General features: G+C 71.9%; 19 protein-coding genes. 11 read left to right on the forward strand and 8 right to left on the reverse strand.

Translation table 11 applies throughout. From position 1 onward, the window contains the following. Nucleotides 1-82: 82 nt before the first annotated feature. From CRYAR_RS18400 to CRYAR_RS18435, 8 genes are read left to right on the forward strand one after another with little or no spacing between them, the layout of a single operon-like run. Nucleotides 83-1057: a sugar ABC transporter substrate-binding protein gene (locus CRYAR_RS18400; RefSeq protein ID WP_169745056.1), complete on the forward strand. Its 975-nt coding sequence runs from the start codon at nt 83-85 to the stop codon at nt 1055-1057. A 20-nt stretch (nt 1058-1077) separates the two neighbouring features. Then, complete coding sequence (locus tag CRYAR_RS18405) at nt 1078-2586, forward strand: sugar ABC transporter ATP-binding protein (protein WP_051570593.1); 1509 nt, start codon at nt 1078-1080, stop codon at nt 2584-2586. Beyond that, a complete protein-coding gene (locus CRYAR_RS18410; RefSeq protein ID WP_035852431.1) occupies nt 2583-3575 on the forward strand; it encodes an ABC transporter permease in 993 nt (330 codons plus the stop codon). Before CRYAR_RS18405 ends, CRYAR_RS18410 begins: the two co-directional genes overlap by 4 nt. Before the next feature lie 36 nt (nt 3576-3611). Then, nucleotides 3612-5846 carry a N,N-dimethylformamidase beta subunit family domain-containing protein gene (locus tag CRYAR_RS43275; protein WP_051570595.1) on the forward strand — a complete coding sequence of 745 codons (2235 nt, stop codon included), beginning with the start codon at nt 3612-3614 and terminating at the stop codon, nt 5844-5846. Beyond that, on the forward strand, nt 5843-6613 hold the full coding sequence (locus CRYAR_RS18420; RefSeq protein ID WP_035852432.1) for an SDR family NAD(P)-dependent oxidoreductase: 771 nt from the start codon (nt 5843-5845) through the stop codon (nt 6611-6613). The genes CRYAR_RS43275 and CRYAR_RS18420 overlap by 4 nt, the downstream gene beginning before the upstream one ends. Next, on the forward strand, nt 6610-7980 hold the full coding sequence (locus CRYAR_RS18425) for a glutamine synthetase family protein (RefSeq protein ID WP_084701940.1): 1371 nt from the start codon (nt 6610-6612) through the stop codon (nt 7978-7980). Before CRYAR_RS18420 ends, CRYAR_RS18425 begins: the two co-directional genes overlap by 4 nt. A 7-nt stretch (nt 7981-7987) precedes the next feature. Next, nucleotides 7988-9430 carry an aldehyde dehydrogenase family protein gene (locus CRYAR_RS18430; protein ID WP_035852436.1) on the forward strand — a complete coding sequence of 481 codons (1443 nt, stop codon included), beginning with the start codon at nt 7988-7990 and terminating at the stop codon, nt 9428-9430. Between the two features lie 10 nt (nt 9431-9440). Further along, nucleotides 9441-10511, forward strand: coding sequence for a Glu/Leu/Phe/Val dehydrogenase dimerization domain-containing protein (locus CRYAR_RS18435; RefSeq protein ID WP_035852448.1), 1071 nt, complete (start codon nt 9441-9443; stop codon nt 10509-10511). A gap of 53 nt (nt 10512-10564) precedes the next feature. On the opposite strand, the gene CRYAR_RS18440 is transcribed toward CRYAR_RS18435, so the two are convergent. Continuing rightward, complete coding sequence (locus CRYAR_RS18440; protein ID WP_035852449.1) at nt 10565-11323, reverse strand: gamma-glutamyl-gamma-aminobutyrate hydrolase family protein; 759 nt, start codon at nt 11321-11323, stop codon at nt 10565-10567. 69 nt (nt 11324-11392) lie between these two features. Here CRYAR_RS18440 and CRYAR_RS18445 point away from each other — a divergent pair, with 69 nt between their 5' ends. Beyond that, complete coding sequence (locus tag CRYAR_RS18445) at nt 11393-12091, forward strand: FadR/GntR family transcriptional regulator (RefSeq protein ID WP_035852450.1); 699 nt, start codon at nt 11393-11395, stop codon at nt 12089-12091. A gap of 34 nt (nt 12092-12125) precedes the next feature. Here the strand turns inward: CRYAR_RS18445 and CRYAR_RS18450 are convergent, their stop codons facing one another. Both CRYAR_RS18450 and CRYAR_RS18455 read right to left on the reverse strand, forming a co-directional pair. After that, nucleotides 12126-12869: an SDR family oxidoreductase gene (locus tag CRYAR_RS18450; RefSeq protein ID WP_035852453.1), complete on the reverse strand. Its 744-nt coding sequence runs from the start codon at nt 12867-12869 to the stop codon at nt 12126-12128. A gap of 98 nt (nt 12870-12967) precedes the next feature. After that, nucleotides 12968-13864 (reverse strand): RNA polymerase sigma-70 factor, encoded by an 897-nt coding sequence (locus CRYAR_RS18455; protein WP_245620478.1) that lies wholly within the window; start codon nt 13862-13864, stop codon nt 12968-12970. Nucleotides 13865-13965: 101 nt separating this feature from the next. Between CRYAR_RS18455 and CRYAR_RS18460 the strand changes: the two genes are divergently transcribed. After that, on the forward strand, nt 13966-14574 hold the full coding sequence (locus CRYAR_RS18460; protein ID WP_035852459.1) for a flavodoxin family protein: 609 nt from the start codon (nt 13966-13968) through the stop codon (nt 14572-14574). 9 nt (nt 14575-14583) lie between these two features. Here CRYAR_RS18460 and CRYAR_RS18465 read toward each other — a convergent pair whose 3' ends face one another. Together CRYAR_RS18465 and CRYAR_RS18470 are read right to left on the reverse strand one after the other, a co-directional pair. Further along, on the reverse strand, nt 14584-16146 hold the full coding sequence (locus tag CRYAR_RS18465; RefSeq protein ID WP_051570597.1) for an alpha/beta hydrolase: 1563 nt from the start codon (nt 16144-16146) through the stop codon (nt 14584-14586). Between the two features lie 209 nt (nt 16147-16355). Next, the gene (locus CRYAR_RS18470; RefSeq protein ID WP_211247527.1) at nt 16356-17033 is read right to left on the reverse strand and encodes an NIPSNAP family protein; all 678 of its coding nucleotides are present in this window, start codon (nt 17031-17033) and stop codon (nt 16356-16358) included. A 39-nt stretch (nt 17034-17072) separates the two neighbouring features. Between CRYAR_RS18470 and CRYAR_RS18475 the strand changes: the two genes are divergently transcribed. After that, nucleotides 17073-17672: a TetR/AcrR family transcriptional regulator gene (locus CRYAR_RS18475; RefSeq protein ID WP_035852471.1), complete on the forward strand. Its 600-nt coding sequence runs from the start codon at nt 17073-17075 to the stop codon at nt 17670-17672. A gap of 99 nt (nt 17673-17771) precedes the next feature. Here the strand turns inward: CRYAR_RS18475 and CRYAR_RS47380 are convergent, their stop codons facing one another. The 3 genes from CRYAR_RS47380 to CRYAR_RS18485 are packed head-to-tail and all read right to left on the reverse strand — an operon-like array spanning nt 17772 to nt 19011. Further along, nucleotides 17772-17981: a hypothetical protein gene (locus CRYAR_RS47380; protein ID WP_157017872.1), complete on the reverse strand. Its 210-nt coding sequence runs from the start codon at nt 17979-17981 to the stop codon at nt 17772-17774. A gap of 8 nt (nt 17982-17989) precedes the next feature. Then, on the reverse strand, nt 17990-18691 hold the full coding sequence (locus tag CRYAR_RS18480; RefSeq protein ID WP_035852474.1) for an SDR family NAD(P)-dependent oxidoreductase: 702 nt from the start codon (nt 18689-18691) through the stop codon (nt 17990-17992). Beyond that, the gene (locus tag CRYAR_RS18485) at nt 18688-19011 is read right to left on the reverse strand and encodes a putative quinol monooxygenase (protein ID WP_035852479.1); all 324 of its coding nucleotides are present in this window, start codon (nt 19009-19011) and stop codon (nt 18688-18690) included. Before CRYAR_RS18485 ends, CRYAR_RS18480 begins: the two co-directional genes overlap by 4 nt. Between the last annotated feature and the right edge of the window lie 36 nt (nt 19012-19047).

Consider the following 19047-nt stretch of genomic DNA (forward strand, 5'->3'; position numbering starts at 1 on the left):
GTGCGGGCTAATGGTCTAGAAAACATTCCAACAGACCAATAAACGAACCGGTGACGGGTGGTCCATGGTGCGAACGGGAAACATGACAAGACGGGTGGCCGGCCTGACCGGCCTGGCGTTAGTCGCGCTCGGGCTCGTCGCCTGCGGCGACTCGGGCGACCAGGCCTCGGGTGACTGCCGGAAGACCTACACGATCGGATTCAGTCACCCGATCAGCGAGGCGGCCTTCGTCAAGGCCCTCAAGAAGGAGATCCAGGGTCAGGCCGACACGATCGGCTGCGTCGAGATGTTGTTCGACGACACCCAGGCCAACGACCTGGAGTCCCAGCGCAACACGGTCGAGACCTGGGTGACCCAGCGCGTCGACGCGGTCGTCGTGCTCCCGGTGGACGCGAAGGCGCTCTCTCCGCTGCAGAAGCAGGCGCAGTCGTCGAAGATCAAATGGTTGCAGTACGCGACACCCGGCGACGGCGTGGACGGGTACACCGGCTTCGACAACGTGCGCAGCGGACAGATCGTCGGCCAGGCGGCCGTCGACTGGATCAAGCAGCAGCAGGTCAGCGGGAAGGTGACCGCGGCCATCAGCTCGATCAGCGCTCTGCCGGACGTTAAGGGCCGCTGGGTGGAGCCGCAGAAGCTGATCCCCGCCGCCGGCGTGAAGGTGGTGTCGCTGCAGGACTGCGCCGACCAGACGTGCGGGCTGGAGCAGGCCGAGGCGCTGCTCAACGCGCACCCGGACCTCCGGGTCTACATCGGGGCGAACGACGACGCGGCCCTGGGTGCGCTCAAGGCGTTCCAGAGCAGGGGCATCGACCCGAAGTCGGTGTTCATCGCCGGTCAGGACGGCAACATCGAGGCGTTGAAAGCCGTCAAGGCCGGTGGCGCCTACCGGGTGTCGGCCGCGATCGACCTGGTCGACCTGGCGCACGCGATCGTGCAGAACTCGATCAACGCGGTCGAGGGGTCGGGGGAGACCGAGACCGAGGCCGCGGTCATTCCCGCCTCGCTCACGGATCCGGCGAAGCTCGACGAGCTGATCGCCCAGCTGGGCGGGTGAGAACGGTGAGCCGGAGCGGCATGACCATTCGGGGCCTGACCAAGTCGTACGGGACCAGCGTCGTCCTGCGCGGCGTCGATCTGGACCTGACGGCGGGTCGGATCCACGCCCTCCTCGGACCCAACGGCGCGGGCAAGTCGACGCTGCTGGGCTGCCTGAGCGGGGCGGTGCGGCCCGACAGCGGGACGATCGTCGTCGACGGGGAGACCCACGAGGGTTTCACGCCGTCGTCGGCGCTGCGCTCGGGTACCGCGATCATCTATCAGCACCTGGAGCTGGTCGACGACCTGTCCGCGGTCGAGAACATCTTCCTCGGCAGCGAGCTGCGGACCCGGTTCGGGACCGTACGACGGCGCGAGCAGCGCCGGATCGCCGCGGAGCTCCTCGCGCGGGTCGGAGCGGATTTCCACCCGACCCGCACGCTGAGCTCGCTCACGATGGGACAGAAACAGGTCGTCGAGATCGCCAAGGCCCTCCGGCACCAGCCCGAGGTGCTCATCCTCGACGAACCGACGGCCGCGTTGAGCGCGCGGGAGACCGAGATGCTGCTCGCGCTCGTCACCCGCCTCGCCCACGAATCGGGCCTCGCCATCGTGTACGTCACCCACCTCCTGCGTGAGGTCACGGCGATCGCCGACGAGGTCTCCGTCCTGCGTGACGGGAGCGTGGAGTGGACCCGGCCGAAGTCCGAGCTCACCCTGGAGATCCTGGTCGAGGCGATCACCGGGACGCCGGTGACCGGTGCGTCCGCGGCCGGCGTCGCGGCCCGCCCCGGCGAGGCCGGGCCCCCGGTTCTCGAGCTCGTCGGCTTCCGCGCCGCCGGAGCGGCCGAGGTGTCGCTGACGATCGGCGCGGGTGAGGTCGTAGGGGTGTTCGGCCTGCTCGGCTCCGGCCGCACCAACCTCATCGAGGCCCTGGCCGGGGCCCGGCCGAGCCAGGGTGGCCTGCGCCTGGCCGGGCGGCCGCTCCGGCTGACCTCCCCCCGGGGCGCGCGCCGGGTCGGCATCGCGCTGGTCCCGTCCGACCGCAAGGTCCAGTCGCTGTTCTCGTCGCTCTCGGCCCAGGAGAACGTCCTGATGCCGCACTACCGGCGGCTGTCGCGGTGGCTGCGGAGGTCCGGCGCCGAGCAGCGCACGTTCCGCGCCGTCGCGGAACGGATGTCGCTGCACCCGATGGCCCCCGGGCTGGCCGGCGACGGGTTCTCCGGCGGGAACGCCCAGAAGCTGGTGATGGGCCGCTGGCTCATGGACGGCAGCGGCGTCACGGTGCTGCTGCTCGACGAACCCACCCAGGGCGTCGACGTGGGAGCGCGGGTCGAGCTGCACCGCATGATCCGGGAGTTCGCGCGGGAGAGCGAGCGCGCCGTCGTGTTCGTCTCGAGCGACGTCGAGGAGCTGAACGTGCTCGCCGACCGGATCGTCGTCCTCGCCGAATCCCGGGTCGCCGGGGTGGTGCCCGGCGACACCTCCGAGCGGGACCTGCTCACGCTGGCCCAGCCGGCCGAACTCCGAGGGAGCGCTGTCGCATGACCGAGGTAGTTCCCACCCGCACGACGCTGCGGCCGGCCTTCTCGCTGCGGTCCGGCGTCCTCACCGGCATCGACAGCATCATGCCGGTCGCGACCGTCGCGCTGATGATCTTCTTCGCGGCGAACAAGTCGTCGTTCCTCACCACGGACAACCTGCTGCTCGTCGCTCTGCAGTCGGCGCCGTTGATGGTCGTCGCCGTGGGGGCCGCGCTGCTGCTCATGTGCGGCTACATCGACCTCTCGATCGGCTCGGTGATCGCCGTCTCGGGCGTCTGCGCCGGGCTGACGTTCAACGCGGCCGGTGTCACGGCCGGCGTACTCGTCGGCCTCGGCGTCGGCCTCGCGTTCGGGGTGGTGAACGGCGTGCTCATCGGCTACCTGAAGCTGTCGCCGATCATCGTCACGCTCGGTCTGCTGGCGGCCGGCCGGGGCCTGGCGCAGGTCCTGTCGCCCGACGCGCTCTACGGCTTCCCCGACCCCGTGCTCGAGTTCGGCAACGCCAAGGTGTTCGGCGTGGGCACGCTGGTGTGGATCGCGGGCGCCGTCGTGGTGCTCGGCGCCCTGCTCATGACGTTTCTCCCGGTCGGGCGCCACATCGTCGCGGTGGGCGTCAACAGCCGGGCGTCCTACCTGAGCGGCATCCCGGTACGGCGCCTCGTGTTCGGTCTCTACGTCCTGGTCGGGCTCCTCAGCGCCCTGGCCGGTCTGCTGATCGTCTCCCGTCTGGACAGCGCGCCCAGCGGGACGCTGGGAGCCGGCTTCGAGATCAGCGTGCTCACCGCGGTGCTGCTGGGCGGCATCCCGTACAGCGGCGGCAGCGGCCACCTGTGGCGGGTCGTGCTCGGTGTCTGGTTGATGGGGATCCTCACCAACGGCATCACGCTGATGAACGTCAGCTCGCAGCTGAGCCAGGTGCTCACCGGTGGCGTTCTCGTCCTCGCGGCCGCGCTCGAAGGCGTCCGCTTCTGGATCCACCGGTCCTCCCGCTAGCCGGGCCGGCTCCCCGATCAGTCAGGAGATCCTCCCGTGATCCCATCGATCCTCACGTCATACACCAATCAGCTGTCGTACTTCCCGGGTGACACGATCCGCCTGTACGTGTCGAGCCCCGCGGACGACCGGGCGAGCATCACGCTGGTGCGGCTCGACGCGGCCCTGGACTCACCCGGAAAGGAAGCGCAGACCACGGAGATCCCGTGGTCGGAGGCCACGACGCGACCGGTCGGAGGGCAGGACGGCCACTTCGGCGGGTTCCTGACCGGCACCCTGGTGACTCCGCCCGCGACCCGGTTCACGGTGGGCGCCTTCGTCCGCTTCGACGGCGAGGTCCGCCCGGTGGCGCAGTCGATCGTGGCGGTGGGCGACGACCAGCACTCGGTGACCCTCGGTGTCGAGGACGGCCGGGCGCTGCTGACCACCGGGGACCCGGCCGGAGCGGTCCGCTGCGCCGAGCCGCTCCAGCCCAACGCGTGGTACCTCGTCGCGGGCACCGTGGACGGCGATCGGGCCGAGGTCCACGCGATCGCGATGGACGTCGGCGCGCGCTCCACGTCGACGACCGGCTCGCTGACGCCGAGCGGCGCGCTCGGACGGGGCGTCGTCGTCGCCGGAGCATTCCCGATCGTCACCCACGGCACCGGGATCGCCGCCCACGGACGCGCCGCGGCCAGCCTGACCGCCGCCGTGAGCTGGCCGTTCGTGGCGTCGACCGCAGTGGGCGCGGAGCAGCTGCGGACGCTGGCCGAGCGGCGCTCCCTCGACGCGACGACGATCGGCGCCGAGCTCCTCGGCGCCTGGGACCTCTATCCGGCCCACGGCGAGGACGGCTCCGCGGCCGACCTCGCGGGCGGAGCACCCGGCCGGCTGTACAACCTGCCGACCCGGGCGGTACCGGGGCCGAACTGGCAGCGGCTGACGACCCGCTTCACCGAGGCGCCGGACGAGTACTCGGCCGCGCACTTCCACGAAACCGACGTCGTGGACGCGGGCTGGAGCGAGACCTTCTCCGGCGCGCTGCCCGCCGACCTTCCCTCGGGGGCCTACGCCGTGCGCGTCGCCACCGGGCGGGAGGTGGACTTCGTCCCGTTCGTCGTCGCGCCCGCGCCGGGAAGCGCGCGCAAACCCGTCGTCGTGGTGATCCCGACGTTCACCTATCTCTCCTACGCGAACGAGTCGCTCTTCGAGGGCATGGACCCGTCGGTGACCGGCCACTTCACGATCGGCCCGAACGATGCCGACCTGGCCCACGTGGGGAACCGGACCTTCGGGCTCTCGCAGTACGACACCCACCCGGACGGCCACGGGGTCGTCTACTCGAGCGCGGCCCGCCCGATCGTGAACACCCGGCACGACTACCGCATGTGGCTCAGCGACAGCGGCCGTGGCTTCTCCGCCGAGATGTACCTCCTCGAGTGGCTGACGAGTGTCGGCATCGAGTTCGACGTGATCACCGACTTCGAGCTGCACACGCTCGGCGCCGACTACCTCGGCGGCTGGAAGGCGGTGCTGACCGGGGCGCATCCGGAGTACCACTCCGGCGAGATGCTCGACACGCTCACCCGGTACCGCGACACCGGCGGCCATCTCGTCTACATCGGAGGCAACGGCTTCTACTGGGTGACCGGCGTCATCTCCGAGTCGCCCCTGGTCGTCGAGATCCGCCGGGGCTTCGCCGGCATCACGGCCTGGAAGTCCCGGCCCGGCGAGACGAGCCTGCTGTCGACCGGCCTGCTGGGCGGCTCGTGGCGGCACCGGGGGCGTGAGCCACAGCGTCTCGTCGGCCTGGGGATGGCCGCGCAGGGCTGGGGCGGATCGCAGCCCTACCGGCGGACGGAGGCCTCATACGCACCCGAGGTCGCCTGGATCTTCGACGGCGTGGACGAGGACCCGATCGGTGCGTACGGGCGGGTGATGGGCGGCGCGGCCGGCGACGAACTGGACCGGGCCGACCCGACGCTCGGAACCCCGGCCAACGCCGTCGTCCTGGCCAGCTCCCGCGACCACGGCCGCACCTACCAGCGCGACGCGTCCGAGGTCGCGTTCATCCTCGACGGTCAGCACGGCGGAGACGTCGACCCCGAGGTGCACTCGGACGTCGTCTACTTCGAAACCCCGGGCGGGGGCGCGGTGTTCGCGGCCGGATCGATCGCGTACTCCGGGGCCCTGCTGGAGAACGGCTCGCAGAACGGGATCTCTCGGATGACCGAGAACGTCGTCCGCCGATTCGCCCACCTCGACGCAGCAGAAGGGAACCCGGCATGACTCGCCGCCACGACAACAAGGTCGCGTTCGTCACCGGCGCCGGTGCCGGGATCGGACGCGCGATAGCCCGGAACCTGGCCGCCGGGGGCGCGCGGGTCGTCGTCACCGACATCGACGGAGCCGCGGCCGCCACCGTCGCGTCCGGCCTCGCCGACGACGGCGCCGACGCGATCGCGATCCCGCTCGACGTGCGCGACGCGGCCCAGATCGACGCGGCGGTAGCCCGGGCCGAGGAGGCGTTCGGTGCCGTCCACCTGCTGGCCAACAACGCGGGGGTGGTGACCGACCACTCGTTGGCCACGCTCACCGAAGAGGCGTGGGACTTCGTCTTCGACGTCAACCTGAAGGGCCAGTTCCTCGTCGCGCGTGCCGTCGCCGCGGCCATGGCCCGCACCGGCGGGGGCGCCATCGTCAACCTGTCGACGATCGAGGCGCTCGTCGTCGTCACCTCGGGGTCGACCGCCCAGCCGCACTACAACGCCAGCAAGGGCGGCGTGCCGATGCTGACGAAAGCCCTCGCCGTCGAGCTGGCCGGCGCCGGCATCCGCGTCAACTGCGTCGCGCCCGGCCCGATCGCGACCGACTTCTTCGACTTCGAGACGGTGACGTCCGAGGCCGGTCTGGAGTTCATGAAGCAGCGGCTGCTGATCCCGCGGGTGGGCCGGCCCGAGGACATCGCCCAGGCGGTCTCCTTCCTGCTCTCCGACGAAGCGTCCTGGATCGACGGCGTCCAGCTGCCGGTCGACGGCGGGTGGCTGACGCGGTGAGCGATCAGATCCTCGCCGCGGCGGGCATCACCGGTGACGTCCACACGGTCATCGTCGCGACACCCGACCTGCAGGGCCGCCTGGTCGGCCGGCGTATCCCGATCGAGGGCTTCGAACGGGCCGTCGAGGAGGGCGTCGACGTCTGCACCTGCGTCTTCGCCTGGGACCTCACCCAGAGTCTGGAGCTGGTGGAGGCGAACGTCTTCGCGCTCTGCGGGGTGCACAACGGGATACCGGACTTCACGCTCGTCCCGGACCTTTCGACCCTGCGCCGGGCGGCCTGGCTGAACGGGATCGCGATCTGCTTCGCCGACGCCGTCGACAAGCACACGCGTGAGCCGCTGGCCCTCTCGCCGCGGGAGATCCTGAAGAAGCAGATCGCCGAGCTCACCACGTCGGGCATTCGCGCCCGGACCGGCACCGAGCTGGAGTTCTACTTGTTCCTCAATGCTCCCAGGGCGTTGCGTCAGGCGGGGTTCCGCGGCCTCGAGCCGACCACGCTGACCCCGTCGGACTTCATGATCCACGAGGGGAACCACTACGAGCCGTTCTTCCACCGGCTCCGCACGGACCTGCGTGACTCGCGGATCGAGATGGAGGCGGCGCAGAGCGAGTGGGGCTCGGGCCAGTGGGAGATGACGTTCCGCTACGGCGAGCCGCTGGAGATGGCCGACCGGCACGCCCTCTACAAGCTGGCGGTGCGCGACAGCGCCGCGGCCGCGGGAATGTCGGCCACCTTCATGGCCAAGCCGCTCAACGACGGGCAACCCGGGTCGTCGTGCCACGTGCACGTCTCGATGGTCGACCTCGACGGTCGGCCGACGTTCTGGGATCCCTCGGCCGAGCACGGACTCAGCGCCACGATGCGTCACGCGATCGGCGGGGTCCTCGAGCACGCGCCCGACCTCATGGCGTGGTACGCCCCGACGGTCAACGCCTACCGTCGCGTCAACTCGGGGGACGTCGCCGGCTGGGGCAGCGCCTGGGGGCTCGACAACCGCACGACCTCGGTGCGCGTCGTCGGACGGCGGGAGCAGGACCTCCGCTTCGAGTTCCGGCTGCCCGGCGCCGACACGAACCCGTACCTGACCCTGGCCGGGCTCCTCGCCTCCGCGCACCAGGGAATCCTCGACAAGACCAACCCGCCCCCGATGACGACGGGCAACGGTTACGACACGCCGGTCGACCCGGCGTTCCCGTCGAATCTCGGGGAGGCCGCCGCCCGGTTGCGGCGCTCGGCCTTCGTCGCCGGGGCCATCGGGGAGGAACAGCGCGATCACCTGGCGGTCCTGGCCGATCACGAGTGGCGCACGTTCATGTCCCACACCAGCGACTGGGACCTCGATCGATACTTCGACCGGATCTGAGGCGACGATGCACCTTCCCGTCCCACGCACCTGGCTCGCCGGCGTACCGGGCGCCAACACCGCGCCGGCCGTCCGCGACCTGTTCGACCCCAACACCGGAGAACACCTCCAGACCTACGCGTTCTCCGCCGACCAGCAGGTCGACGCCGTGCTCGACGCGGCGGTCGCGGCCCATGCCTCGGGGCGGTGGGCGGACGCCGACCTGGCGGAGCGCGCGGTCGTGCTCTCGGCGTTCGCCACCCGGCTGGAGGGGGTGGCCGACACGATCGCCGAGCTGGACGCACTCAACAGCGGTGTGCCGGTGCGCTTCACCCGCATGTTCGCCGAGAGCCTTCCGGGTACCGTCCGGCGCGCGGTGGAACTCGCGGAGGAGCAGTCCACCCGGCGCTGGCTCGAGGCCGACGGACGCCGCGTGCAGTTGCGCCGCCGTGCCTGGGGCCCGACCGCACTGCTGCTGCCCTGGAACGCGCCCGCGGCGGTGCTGGTGAAGAATGTGGCTTACGCCCTGGTCGCGGGAGCTCCGGTGGTCGCGAAACCGTCGCCGGAGTCACCGTGGAGCGCGGAGATCGTCGCGGACGCGCTGACCGCGGCCGGCGTCCCGGCGGGGGTCTTCGGGCTCGTCCACGGGGATGCCCGGGTCGGGGCGCTGATCGCGGCCGACCCGCGCATCCAGGCGATCTCGATGACCGGCTCCACGCACTCCGGACGCAGCGTGGCCTCGGCCGCCGGCCGCAACCTGACCCGGCTCCGTCTGGAGCTCGGCTCCAACAACCCGGCAGTGGTGCTCGCGGACGCCGACGTTCCGGCCACGGCGCGGGCGCTGGCCTCCGGCTTCACCAAGCTGAACGGGCAGTGGTGCGAGGCGCCCAGGGCGGTCTACGCCGACAGCGGCCTGACCGGGGAGCTCGTCGACGCGCTCGTCGCCGAGATCGAGCAGCTCCGGCTCGGACCGAGCACCTCCGGGGACACCACGTTCGGGCCGATGGCGTTCGCCGGCCGGAAGTCGGTCCTGGAGGACCAGGTCACGGCGATGGCCGCTCCCGGGGCCCGGTCGGTGGCGCCGCTCGCGCTGCCCTCCGACGGGTGGTTCCTCTCGCCCACCCTGATCGTCGGGGACGAGGTGCGCCTTCCGGGCGAGGTGTTCGGGCCGGTGCTCGCGATCAGCCCGGTGACCGGCGACCGCCGGGCGGTGGCCCGGGCGAACGCGCTCGGCGGCGGTCTGGCCGGCTACGTGTTCACCCGCGACGTGGAGCGCGGGCTCGAGGTCGGGTCACAGATCGTCGCCGGTGAGGTGAAGCTCAACGGGACGAGCCTCCTGGACATGGCGCGCGACTCGGCCCAGAGCTTCTTCGGCACCAGCGGGCTCGGCGGCCACGGTGACCGCGACGTCCTGGAGTTCTTCGCCGGCAAGCAGGTGCTCGGCGCCGACCTTCCCGACCCCGCGATCTGAGAGGAAACCCATGATCGACGACGTCTTCGGCAGCGGACACGAGCAAGTGGTGCTCTGCCACGACGAGGAGTCCGGCCTTCGCGCCGTCATCGCCCTCTACTCCACCGCGCTCGGACCCGCGATGGGCGGCACCCGCTTCTACCCCTACCGCTCGGCGCAGGCCGCCCTGGACGACGCGTTGCGGCTGTCCACGGCGATGGCCTACAAGAACGCCCTCGCCGGGCTCGACCACGGCGGCGGGAAAGCCGTGATCATCGGCGACCCCGACAAGCACAAGTCCGAGACCGTCCTGCGGGCCTACGGCCGGTTCGTGCACGGGTTGAACGGCCGCTACCTCACGGCCTGCGACGTCGGCACGTTCAGCCCGGACATGGACGTCGTCGCCCGGGAGACGCCGTACGTCACCGGACGCACGGTGGCCAACGGCGGGGCCGGCGACTCGTCGATCCTGACCGCGTGGGGCGTCTACCAGGGCATGCGCGCGGCCGCGCAGCATCGCTGGGGGAGTCCCGACCTGGGCGGCAAGCGGGTCGGGATCGCCGGGGCGGGCAAGGTGGGATCCCGGCTCACCGAGCTGCTGATCGAGGCGGACGCGCGGGTGACGATCACCGACCCGAACCGGTCGGCGATCGACGCGCTCGTGGGCCGCTTCCCCGGCGTCGACGTGGTGGCGGGCACCGAGGAGCTGATCGACGTCGATCTGGACGTCTACTCGCCGTGCGCGATGGGAGGGGCCGTCAGCCGGGCCTCGCTCGCCTCCCTCAAGGCGGAGATCGTGTGCGGGGGAGCCAACAACCAGCTGGCCGAGGCCGGGATCGACCGGGAGATGGCGGCCAGGGGGATCCTGTACGCGCCGGACTACTGCGTCAATTCGGGGGGCGTCATCCAGATCGCGGACGAGCTCCAGGGCTTCAACTTCGAGCGGGCCAAGGCCCGGGCCACCGGCATCTTCGACACCACGCTGCGGGTGCTCGAGCTGGCGGCCTCGACCGGTGTGACCACCGCGGTCGCCGCGGACCAGCTGGCCGAGGAGCGGATCGCGGGCGTCAGCCGGCTGCTCCGCCTCTACCGGGGAGCCTGAGCTCCGACCGGCGAAGCGCCCGTCCCCGGTGGGGGCGGGCGCTTCCGCGTCGGTCAGGGTCCGGTGTGCTGCCGGGCCGGTGCCCCGGCGGCGGTGACCAGCCAGTCGAAGACCGGGTCCCGGTCGAAGCACTCGGGATGCCACTGGACGCCGAGCACGGGGGCGTTCGCCATCTCGACCGACTCCACGACGCCGTCGCCGGCCCGTCCGGTGACCGTCAGCCCGGTGCCGGGCCGGTCCACGGCCTGGTGGTGGAATGAGTTGACCAGAGCCTGATCGCCGTACAGGCGGTGCGCGATGCTGCCGGCCTCGAAGCGGACGTCGTGGCGGCGGTGGGCCCGCGGGTACGCGTAGGAGGCGTGCGAGGCGCCTTCGCCGACCGGCAGGTCGGGCACGAGCGTGCCGCCGAGCGCCACGTTGATGAGCTGATTTCCCCGGCAGATGCCCAGGATCGGCTTCCCGGCGTCGAGGACGGCTTCGAACAGAGCGACCTCGAACGCGTCCCGGGTCGGGTCCAGCACGGTCGACCTCGGGCCGGCCGCCGAGCCGTAGCGGACCGGATCCACGTCCTCGCCTCCGGTGAGCAGCAGGGCGTCGACGGCGTCGGCGACGGCCTCGGGCGGACCGTCCACCGCGATGTGGAACGGAAGCCCACCGGCGCGGGCGACGCCGCGCGCGTACTCGCTGTAGTAGGCCTCCGCCTGGGCATCGGCGAAGCCGGGCGGCGCTCCGATGCGCGACGCGGTGGTGCGCCGGCCGGTGAGGCCGACGAGGGGCCGGCGGGGTGCTCCACCGCTCGATAACGTAGGCATAATGGTCTATAGATTAGTCCATAAGGCCTTAGTGCGGTATCGGTGCGGTGCTCCGAATAGACTCGGGCCATGACTGACACGCAGGTGCGCGTCCGAGCGGCCTACTCGGTGGTGCTGGAGAGGCTCCGGCGGGACATCATGTTGAGCCGGATCCTGCCCGGGGAGCGGTTCCCGCCGGAGCGCGAGCACGCGGAACGGCTGGGCGTGTCGCGGGTGACCCTGCGCGAAGCCCTGCGTGTCCTCGAGGGTGAAGGCCTGATCGAGGTGCGTCGCGGGGTCAACGGCGGGTCCATTGTCAAGGCGCCCGCCGTGCCCGACGGTCGCACGCCTCCGCTCGCGCCGTGGTCGGAGATCGAGGGCCTGCTCGAGTTCCGGGCCAGCATCGAACCGCTCGCGGCACGCCGGGCCGCGCAGCGCCTCACCGACGAGGGCCTCGCGGGCCTCGAAGCCGCGGTGCGGGGCCTGGACACGGCGTCGGACATCGCGACGTTCCGCAGCCTCGACTCCGCGTTCCACCTGTTGATCGCCGAGCTGGCCGACCTGCCGCTGCTGCTGGACGCGGTCGAGGCGACCCGGATCGCGATGTTCGAGTCGCTGGACCGGCTGGACTTCGACGTCGTGCTCGCGTCGACCCAGCGCGCGCACCGCCGCGTGCTGGCCGCCATCGTCGAGGGCAACCCCAAGCTGGCCGAGCGGCGGATGACCGCGCACCTCGCGGATTCCAGCCGGGAGGTGGCCGAGGTCTACGCCCGTTTCGTGAGCCCGTAGACAGCGGTGGCCGCCCGGCGTCCCCGCGTTCCGGTTACTGACGCGCGAGCCACTCGTCGAACCGGATCGCGCCGAGCCGGGCGTCGGTACCCGGGAGCAGGGTCCGCTCGCTCACCCGGATGCCGAAGTACGGGGCCTGCTCGTCGGTGACGACCTCGCGCGGGTCGCCCTTCGCCGCCAGCGCCCTGCGCACGAGCGCGTCGAGCCCGGACTGCTCCGGGCCGCCGATCTCGCGGATCCCGTTGACCGGCGCCTCCACCGCGGTGCGCCCGACCCCGGCGGCGACGTCGGCGGCCGCCATCGGCTGGAACCGGGCGGAGGGCAGCCGCACCGTGCCGTCGACGGTGCTGAAGTCCGCGATGGCCGCGATGAACTCGAAGAACTGGGTGGCGTGCACGAGCGAGTACGGCAGCCCCGACTCGCGGATCAGCGTCTCCTGTGCGGCTTTGGCGCGGAAATATCCCGACTCCTGCAGGCGGTCCGTGCCCACCACCGAGAGCGCCACGTAGTGCTCGACGCCGGCTTTCGCGGACGACTCGAGCAGGTTCGTGGTGGCGGTCCGGAAGAAGTCCATCGCGGCGTCGTCGGCGAACGACGGCGCGTTCGAGACGTCGACCACGACCGCCGCGCCCTCGAGCACCGGGTCGAGCCCTTCCCCGGTGACCGTGTTCACGCCGGTGCTGGGGGCGGCCGCGACCGCCTCGTGGCCGTGCTCCGCCAACTCGCCGACAAGCGTGGACCCGATCAGCCCGGTGCCACCGATCACAACAACCTTCACGGTCGTCCCTCGATTCGCGATGCGAGAACGCCGCCGACGGTCGTCGGCGGCTCCGCAACTCACGACCGGACAGCGAGCCGATCTGTGACACCGGCGGGTCAGGTGACCGCGGTGATCTTCTCCGGGTTCACCATCCACAGCACCTGGTCGACGCCGTCGGCCGACGCGCTGATCGCCAGCACCCCGTAGACGCGGCCGTCCCGGCGCAGCACGGCCGAGGTCTGCCCGTTGGTCTGCGCCCAGCCCACCTCGACGTCGTCCCAGAACCAGCCGGAGATCGCGGTGAGGAACTTCGCGACCCGGGTAGCGCCCACGATCACCGTGCGGGCCACCCGGTAGCCGCCGTTGCCGTCCGACACGCTGGCGACCTCCGGGGCGAACAGCCGTTCCAGCCCGGCGAGGTCGCCGGACCGGGCGGCGTCCAGGAACGCGGCCAGCAGCTCCCGCTGCGCAGCCGGGGACACCGGCGTGCGCCGTTCGCCGGCCACGTGTTTGCGCGCCCGGCTGACCAGTTGGCGCACCGCCGGTTCGCTCGACTGCAGGATCTCGGCGATCTGGGCGTACGGGTAGTCGAACGCCTCACGCAACACGAACGCGGCGCGTTCGGCGGGGGAGAGCTTCTCCATCAGCAGCAGCGCCGCGAACTCCAGCGCCTCGCCGCGCTCGGCGCCCAGGTACGGGTCCGCGCTGGTGTCGACGGGCTCCGGCAGCCACGGCCCGACGTAGGTCTCGCGCCGCGCTCGCGCGGACGTCAGCGCGTTGATCGCCAGCCGGGTCGTCGTCGTCGCGAGGAACGCGGCCGGGTTCCGTACCGCACTGCGGTCGTACAGTTGCCAGCGCAGCCAGACGTCCTGCACCAGGTCTTCGGCCTCGGCCACGCTGCCGAGCATGCGGTAGGCGATGCCGAACAGGCGCGGACGGACGTCGGCGAAGACCTGTGCGGCGCTCTCCAGATCGGTGGCGTCGCTCGGGACGTCCACCTCTGAGTCCGTCACCTGTGCGCCCCGCCCGGTCGTGTCCGCTCCCGGAGAACGTACCTCGTCGACGGCGGCCGCGATGTCGGTTTAGTTCGCCAACAGGCGGATAACCGGCGGTGATGTCGTCGCTGAAAGCCGTCGCGCTCTGCTGCTCGCTGAAGAAGTCACCGGCTCCCTCGAGTTCCGAGCTCATCGCCCGGGAGATCCTGACCGCCCTGGCCGATCACGACGTCGAGGGCGACGTGATCCGGGTCGTCGATCACGACGTGCGGTTCGGGGTGTCGACCGACGAGGGCGACGGGGACGAATGGCCCGGGATCCGCGCGCGGATCCTCGGCGCCGACATCCTGATCGTGGCCACCCCGATCTGGATGGGCCAGCCCGCCAGCGTCAGCAAGGTCGTGCTCGAGCGCCTGGACGCCGAGTTGTCGGAGACCGACGACGAGGGCCGGCTGTCGACCTACGGCAAGGTCGCCGTCCTCGGTGTCGTCGGCAACGAGGACGGCGCGCACCACGTCACGGCGGAGGTGTTCCAGGCGTTGAACGACGTCGGGTTCACGATCCCGGCGAACGGGGCCACGTACTGGGTGGGCGAGGCGATGCAGTCGGTGGACTACGACGAGGCCGGCCCGAAGCCCGACACGACCGGCGCCGCCACCAAGTCCCTCGCCGCGAACGCGGCGCACCTGGCCCGGCTCCTCCGGGCGAGCCGGTATCCGCCCGCGTAGCGTCCGTGGTCAGGCACATCGCGTGTCTTTGTGCGGCAGTGTGCCGGTCGCCAGGAAGGTGTCGGCGGCCCGCGAGGCGCAGGCGGTCGGGCCGTGCGGGTTGCTGCCGTAGACGACGTGGCCGCCCGCGTTCACGGTGACCAGCACCGACCGGTGGCCCAGCGCCCGGTGCATGCCGCGTCCGGTCTCCAGCGGCGTCGCCGGGTCGCGTTCGTTCTGCAGGATCAGGATGTTCCGCGCGCCGCGGCCGGAGACCGCGACGGGCTTCCCGACCGGCTGCGTGGGCCAGAACGCGCAGGGCCAGAGGTTCGCGGGGGCCCCGGCGGAGAGCGGATACGCCTTCCGGTCGGCGGCCACGTTACGGGCGTATTCGCGGAGGTCCCGCGGCCAGCGCGCGTCGCCGCAAGCCACCGCGTACGCCGACGCGATCGCGTTGTCGGTGGGGACACCCGGGGAGGAGGCGGCGGCGACATTCATCGCTCCGAACAGGCCCTGGAGGGTCCGGAGTTGTTTCCCGGTGGCGTGTCCGGCGGCGAGGTCGGCCGCCGCGCGCCACCCTTCGCCCAGCATCGGAAAGTACTGGTCCGACGAGAGCAACGCGGTGGTCAGACCGCGCAGCACGGCCCCGGAGAGCGGGACCGGTGCGCCCGGAACGACCGCCGGGGCGGCGTCCAGCCGGGCCGTCAGTTCGGTGTAGGACGCGGTGACCGCGGACAGCGTGCGGCCGAAGCGCAGCGTGGCCGCGTTCGCCGCGACGTAGGCGGCGGCGTCCGGGAAGCGGATGGCCTGGCCCCGGCTCTGGGTACGGAACTGGTCGTACCAGACCTTCGACGGGTCGACGGCGCTGTCGAGCACCAGCCGGTCGGTGCGCGATGAGAACAGCGTCGCGTACGCCGCCCCGAGGTACGAGCCGTACGACGTGCCGTAGTACGAGATCGTCCGCTCGCCGAGGGCGGCGCGGATCCGGTCCAGGTCCCGGGCCGTGTTCGCGGTCGTGACGTATGGCAGCAGGTCGCCGGACCGGGCTCCGCACCGCTGCGCGGCCGACGTCGCGTACGCGACGTTCGCCGCGATCGAGCCGGTCCGGTCCGGGTAGGGGTACGGCGGGACGAGCTCGGCCGGTTGGAGTCCGCAGGTCACCGGCGAGCTGTGGCCGACTCCGCGGGGGTCGAACCCGATCAGGTCGTACGCGGCGAGCACCGGCTTGCCCGCCGTCCGGGTGAACGTACTCGGCAGGTTCAGGCCCTCGCCGCCGGGGCCGCCGGGGTTGAGCACCAGCACGCCGCGCCGCGCGGCCTTGCCGGTGGCCGGAATGCGGGAGATCGCGATCGGGATCGTCTTCCCGCCGGGCTTCGTGTAGTCGAGCGGAACCCGCACCGTTGCGCACCGCTGCCGGGGATCGACGGCGAGACCGGCGGGTGGCTTCGGACACGGCCCCCACCGGACGGCGGGCGCTTCGGAGAGCGACGCGTTCGCGACCTCCACCGTCCTCGTCGGAGTGAGGGCGGGTGTGCCGGCGGCGAGGGCCACCGCGACGACCACGGGCGTCGACCAGAGCAGCGTCTTCTTCATCGTTCTCCTCGTCAGAGCGGTGACGGGAGCGACGCTACGGACCGCGATGCCCGAAATCGTCACCCGTCGGAGCGCACCCGACCGTCCCCCGCGCGAGCTACGCCGGGCGCGGGCGAGTGCGCCGACGGGGACTCGGCGATCGCACTCGCCGGGACGCCGCGCCCGGACGTGGTGGTGCGGATGCCCGGCGCCGACGGTGACCTAGGTGATCACCGCAGGGACGACCGGGTCGTCGGTTCGAGGCGCAACTCGAGCGGCGGGCCCGCCGAGCGCGCGGCCAGGAGCGCTGCGATCTGGTCACGGACTGGGGCGGCCGCCGCGTGCGCGTGCCGATCGGCGCAGCGTGCGAACCGGACGATGACCTGCTCGCCCTCACGGACGGGCAGCGCCGGGTAGGTGTTGGCTGACGGCTCGGTCCGCAGCAGCGCCGACCGGTGGCTACCGCACCGGGCCAGGAGCGGTTCGACCTCCCGATCGAAGAACTCCAGCGTGGCGTCGGCCACGGGCTCGGTGAACGGGTAGACGGTGGCCGTGGTCAGCGCCGGGCCGGCGGCGGCGTCGGCCGGCGGGAACCCGGTGCCGGGGCTCGCCGGGCGCAGCAGCAGGACGTCGTCGGAGTCGATCATCGTCGCGTTGGCGGCGTCCTTGTGCGCCGCCCAGACCGGGCCGCCGTAGAACGCCGAGAGCGCGGCTTCACGTTCCGGCATGCCGGCGAACCCGCGCACCCAGACGAAGTGATCCGGCCGATCGAGGTCGCGGAACTGGCCGACCACCGCGATGCCGACGTCCTCCTGGGTCTCGACGAACTCCCGGTCGAACAACTCGATCAGGTCGTCGCGCCGGCCGGGGTGGAGCGTGTACTGGCGTAGTTCGAAAACGTGGCTCATCGGGCTCCTCATCACTAGAGCGCTCTGTATAGTCAGCGCATGGGGAAAGCGCAATCGCGACCGGGCGGCGGGCGGGAGCGGCTGATCACGGCGACGGTCGGGTTGCTCAGCCGGCAGGGGTACGAGGCGACGGTCGTCAAACAGATCACCACCGAGGCCGCCGCCCCGATGGGCTCGTTCTACTTCCACTTCCCCGGCGGCAAGGAGGAGCTCGCGCTCGCCGCGCTCGAGCGGGGCGCCGAGGGCGTCGACACGCTGCTGGCCGAGACGCTCGCCCGCGCGGCGGCGCCGGTGGACGCACTCGCCGACTGCGCGCTCGCGCTCGCCGACGTGCTCGCCCGCTCGGAGTGGCTGGACGGGTGTCCGGTCGCCGCGACCGCGCTGGAGTCGATCGGACGCTCGCCCGCGCTCCGGGCGGCCGCGGCGGCGGCGTTCGAGCGGTGGGTCGGGACGCTGGAACGTCACCTGGTGCGTGCCGGCGTGGCCGCCGAGCCGGCCCGCTCGCTGGCGACCACGACGCTGGCGCTGCTGGAGGGCGCCGAGATGCTGGCCCGGGTCCGGGGAAGCGCCGAACCGCTGCACGACGCGGCCGCCGCCCTGCGCGTCCTCGCCCGCACCGCGCTCGCCGCCGGGGACTGACCCGGTACCGGCCCGGTCACCGCGAGGGCGGATTGCGGAACACCGCGCTGGCCGTCAGCACGGTTCGTCCGTCGCTGTGGAGCCGGGCCGACACGAACGTCACGGTCGTCGTGGAGCGGTCGACGGCGTCCTCGCCGAACAGCAGCGCACCGCCGCGTGCGGGGCCAGCATCGAGCACGACGGCCGGAGCGTCACCGGGCGCCGGTCGGAGTCGATGCCGAGCAACGACTCGACGGTGGCGTCCAGCGTGATGTCGAGGACGGTCAGCAGGAAGCCGCCGTGCGCGGACCTCGCGGAACGCTGAGCCACCGGCCGTGCTACCAGGGAAGGACACCGTCGCGGTCGGTCGCCGTTCCGGTCGGCGTCCGATCGCCGAGGGTGGCCAGACGCACCGCGGCGTCCGTCCCCTCCTGCGGGCTGTGACCGAGCCCGCCGGTGAAGTCGGTGGCCGACTGCCCGGGGTCGACGACGTTGAACCGGACGTCGGGGATCGTCCTGGCGTACTGCACGGTGAGCATCGTGACGGCCACCTTGGACGATCCGTAGGCCGCGAGCGGGTACTGCGACTCCACCCGGTCCGGGTCGTTGATCAGCGTGAACGACCCGACGCCGCTGGTGATGTTGATGACCGACGGCGTCGTCGCCGCGCGCAGCACCGGCAGGAACGCGTGGGTGACCCGCACGGTGCCGAACACGTTCGTCTCGTAGACCGGCCGCAGGTGCTCGACGGTCATCTCCTCGGGAGGGGTGACCTCCCCGAGAATTCCGGCGTTGTTGATCAGGACGTCCAGGTGCCCGGCCTCGGCGCGGATCGTCTCGGCCGCGGCGAGCACCGACGCGTCGTCGGTGACGTCGAGCCGCACGAACCGGGCGCCGATCCGGTCGGCGGCGGCCCGGCCCCGCTCGGCGTCGCGGGCGCCGATCCAGACGGACTGCCCGGCGTCGACGAGCCGGCGCGCGAGCTCGAAACCGAGGCCGCGGTTGCCGCCGGTGACGAGGGTGACGGTCGGCGCGGTCATCGGGCGGGCCGGAACGGGCGGAGAAGCGTGATGCCGTCCTCGATGGAGCCGTCGATCAGCTCGAGCATCCGCGGCACGAGGTCGGCCATCCGGGGCGCGCCGAGGTGCGCGTCGAGGTGTTCGCGGCTCTCCCAGCGTTCGTAGATGACGAACGAACCGGGCTGCCCCTCGACCTCGTGCGCCTCGTAGTCGATGTTGCCGGGGTCGTTGCGCGAGGGGGTGACGGCCGCGCTGATGAAGTCCTTCAGGTCGGTTTCGCGTCCGGGCTTGGCCCGGGTCTGCCAGATCACGGTCACGTATCCGTTGGGTGTTGCGGTCATGCGTCGATCCTCCGGCGCGCCGGACGGGGTAACCAG

This window comes from Cryptosporangium arvum DSM 44712 (assembly GCF_000585375.1).
GTDB lineage: Bacteria > Actinomycetota > Actinomycetes > Mycobacteriales > Cryptosporangiaceae > Cryptosporangium > Cryptosporangium arvum.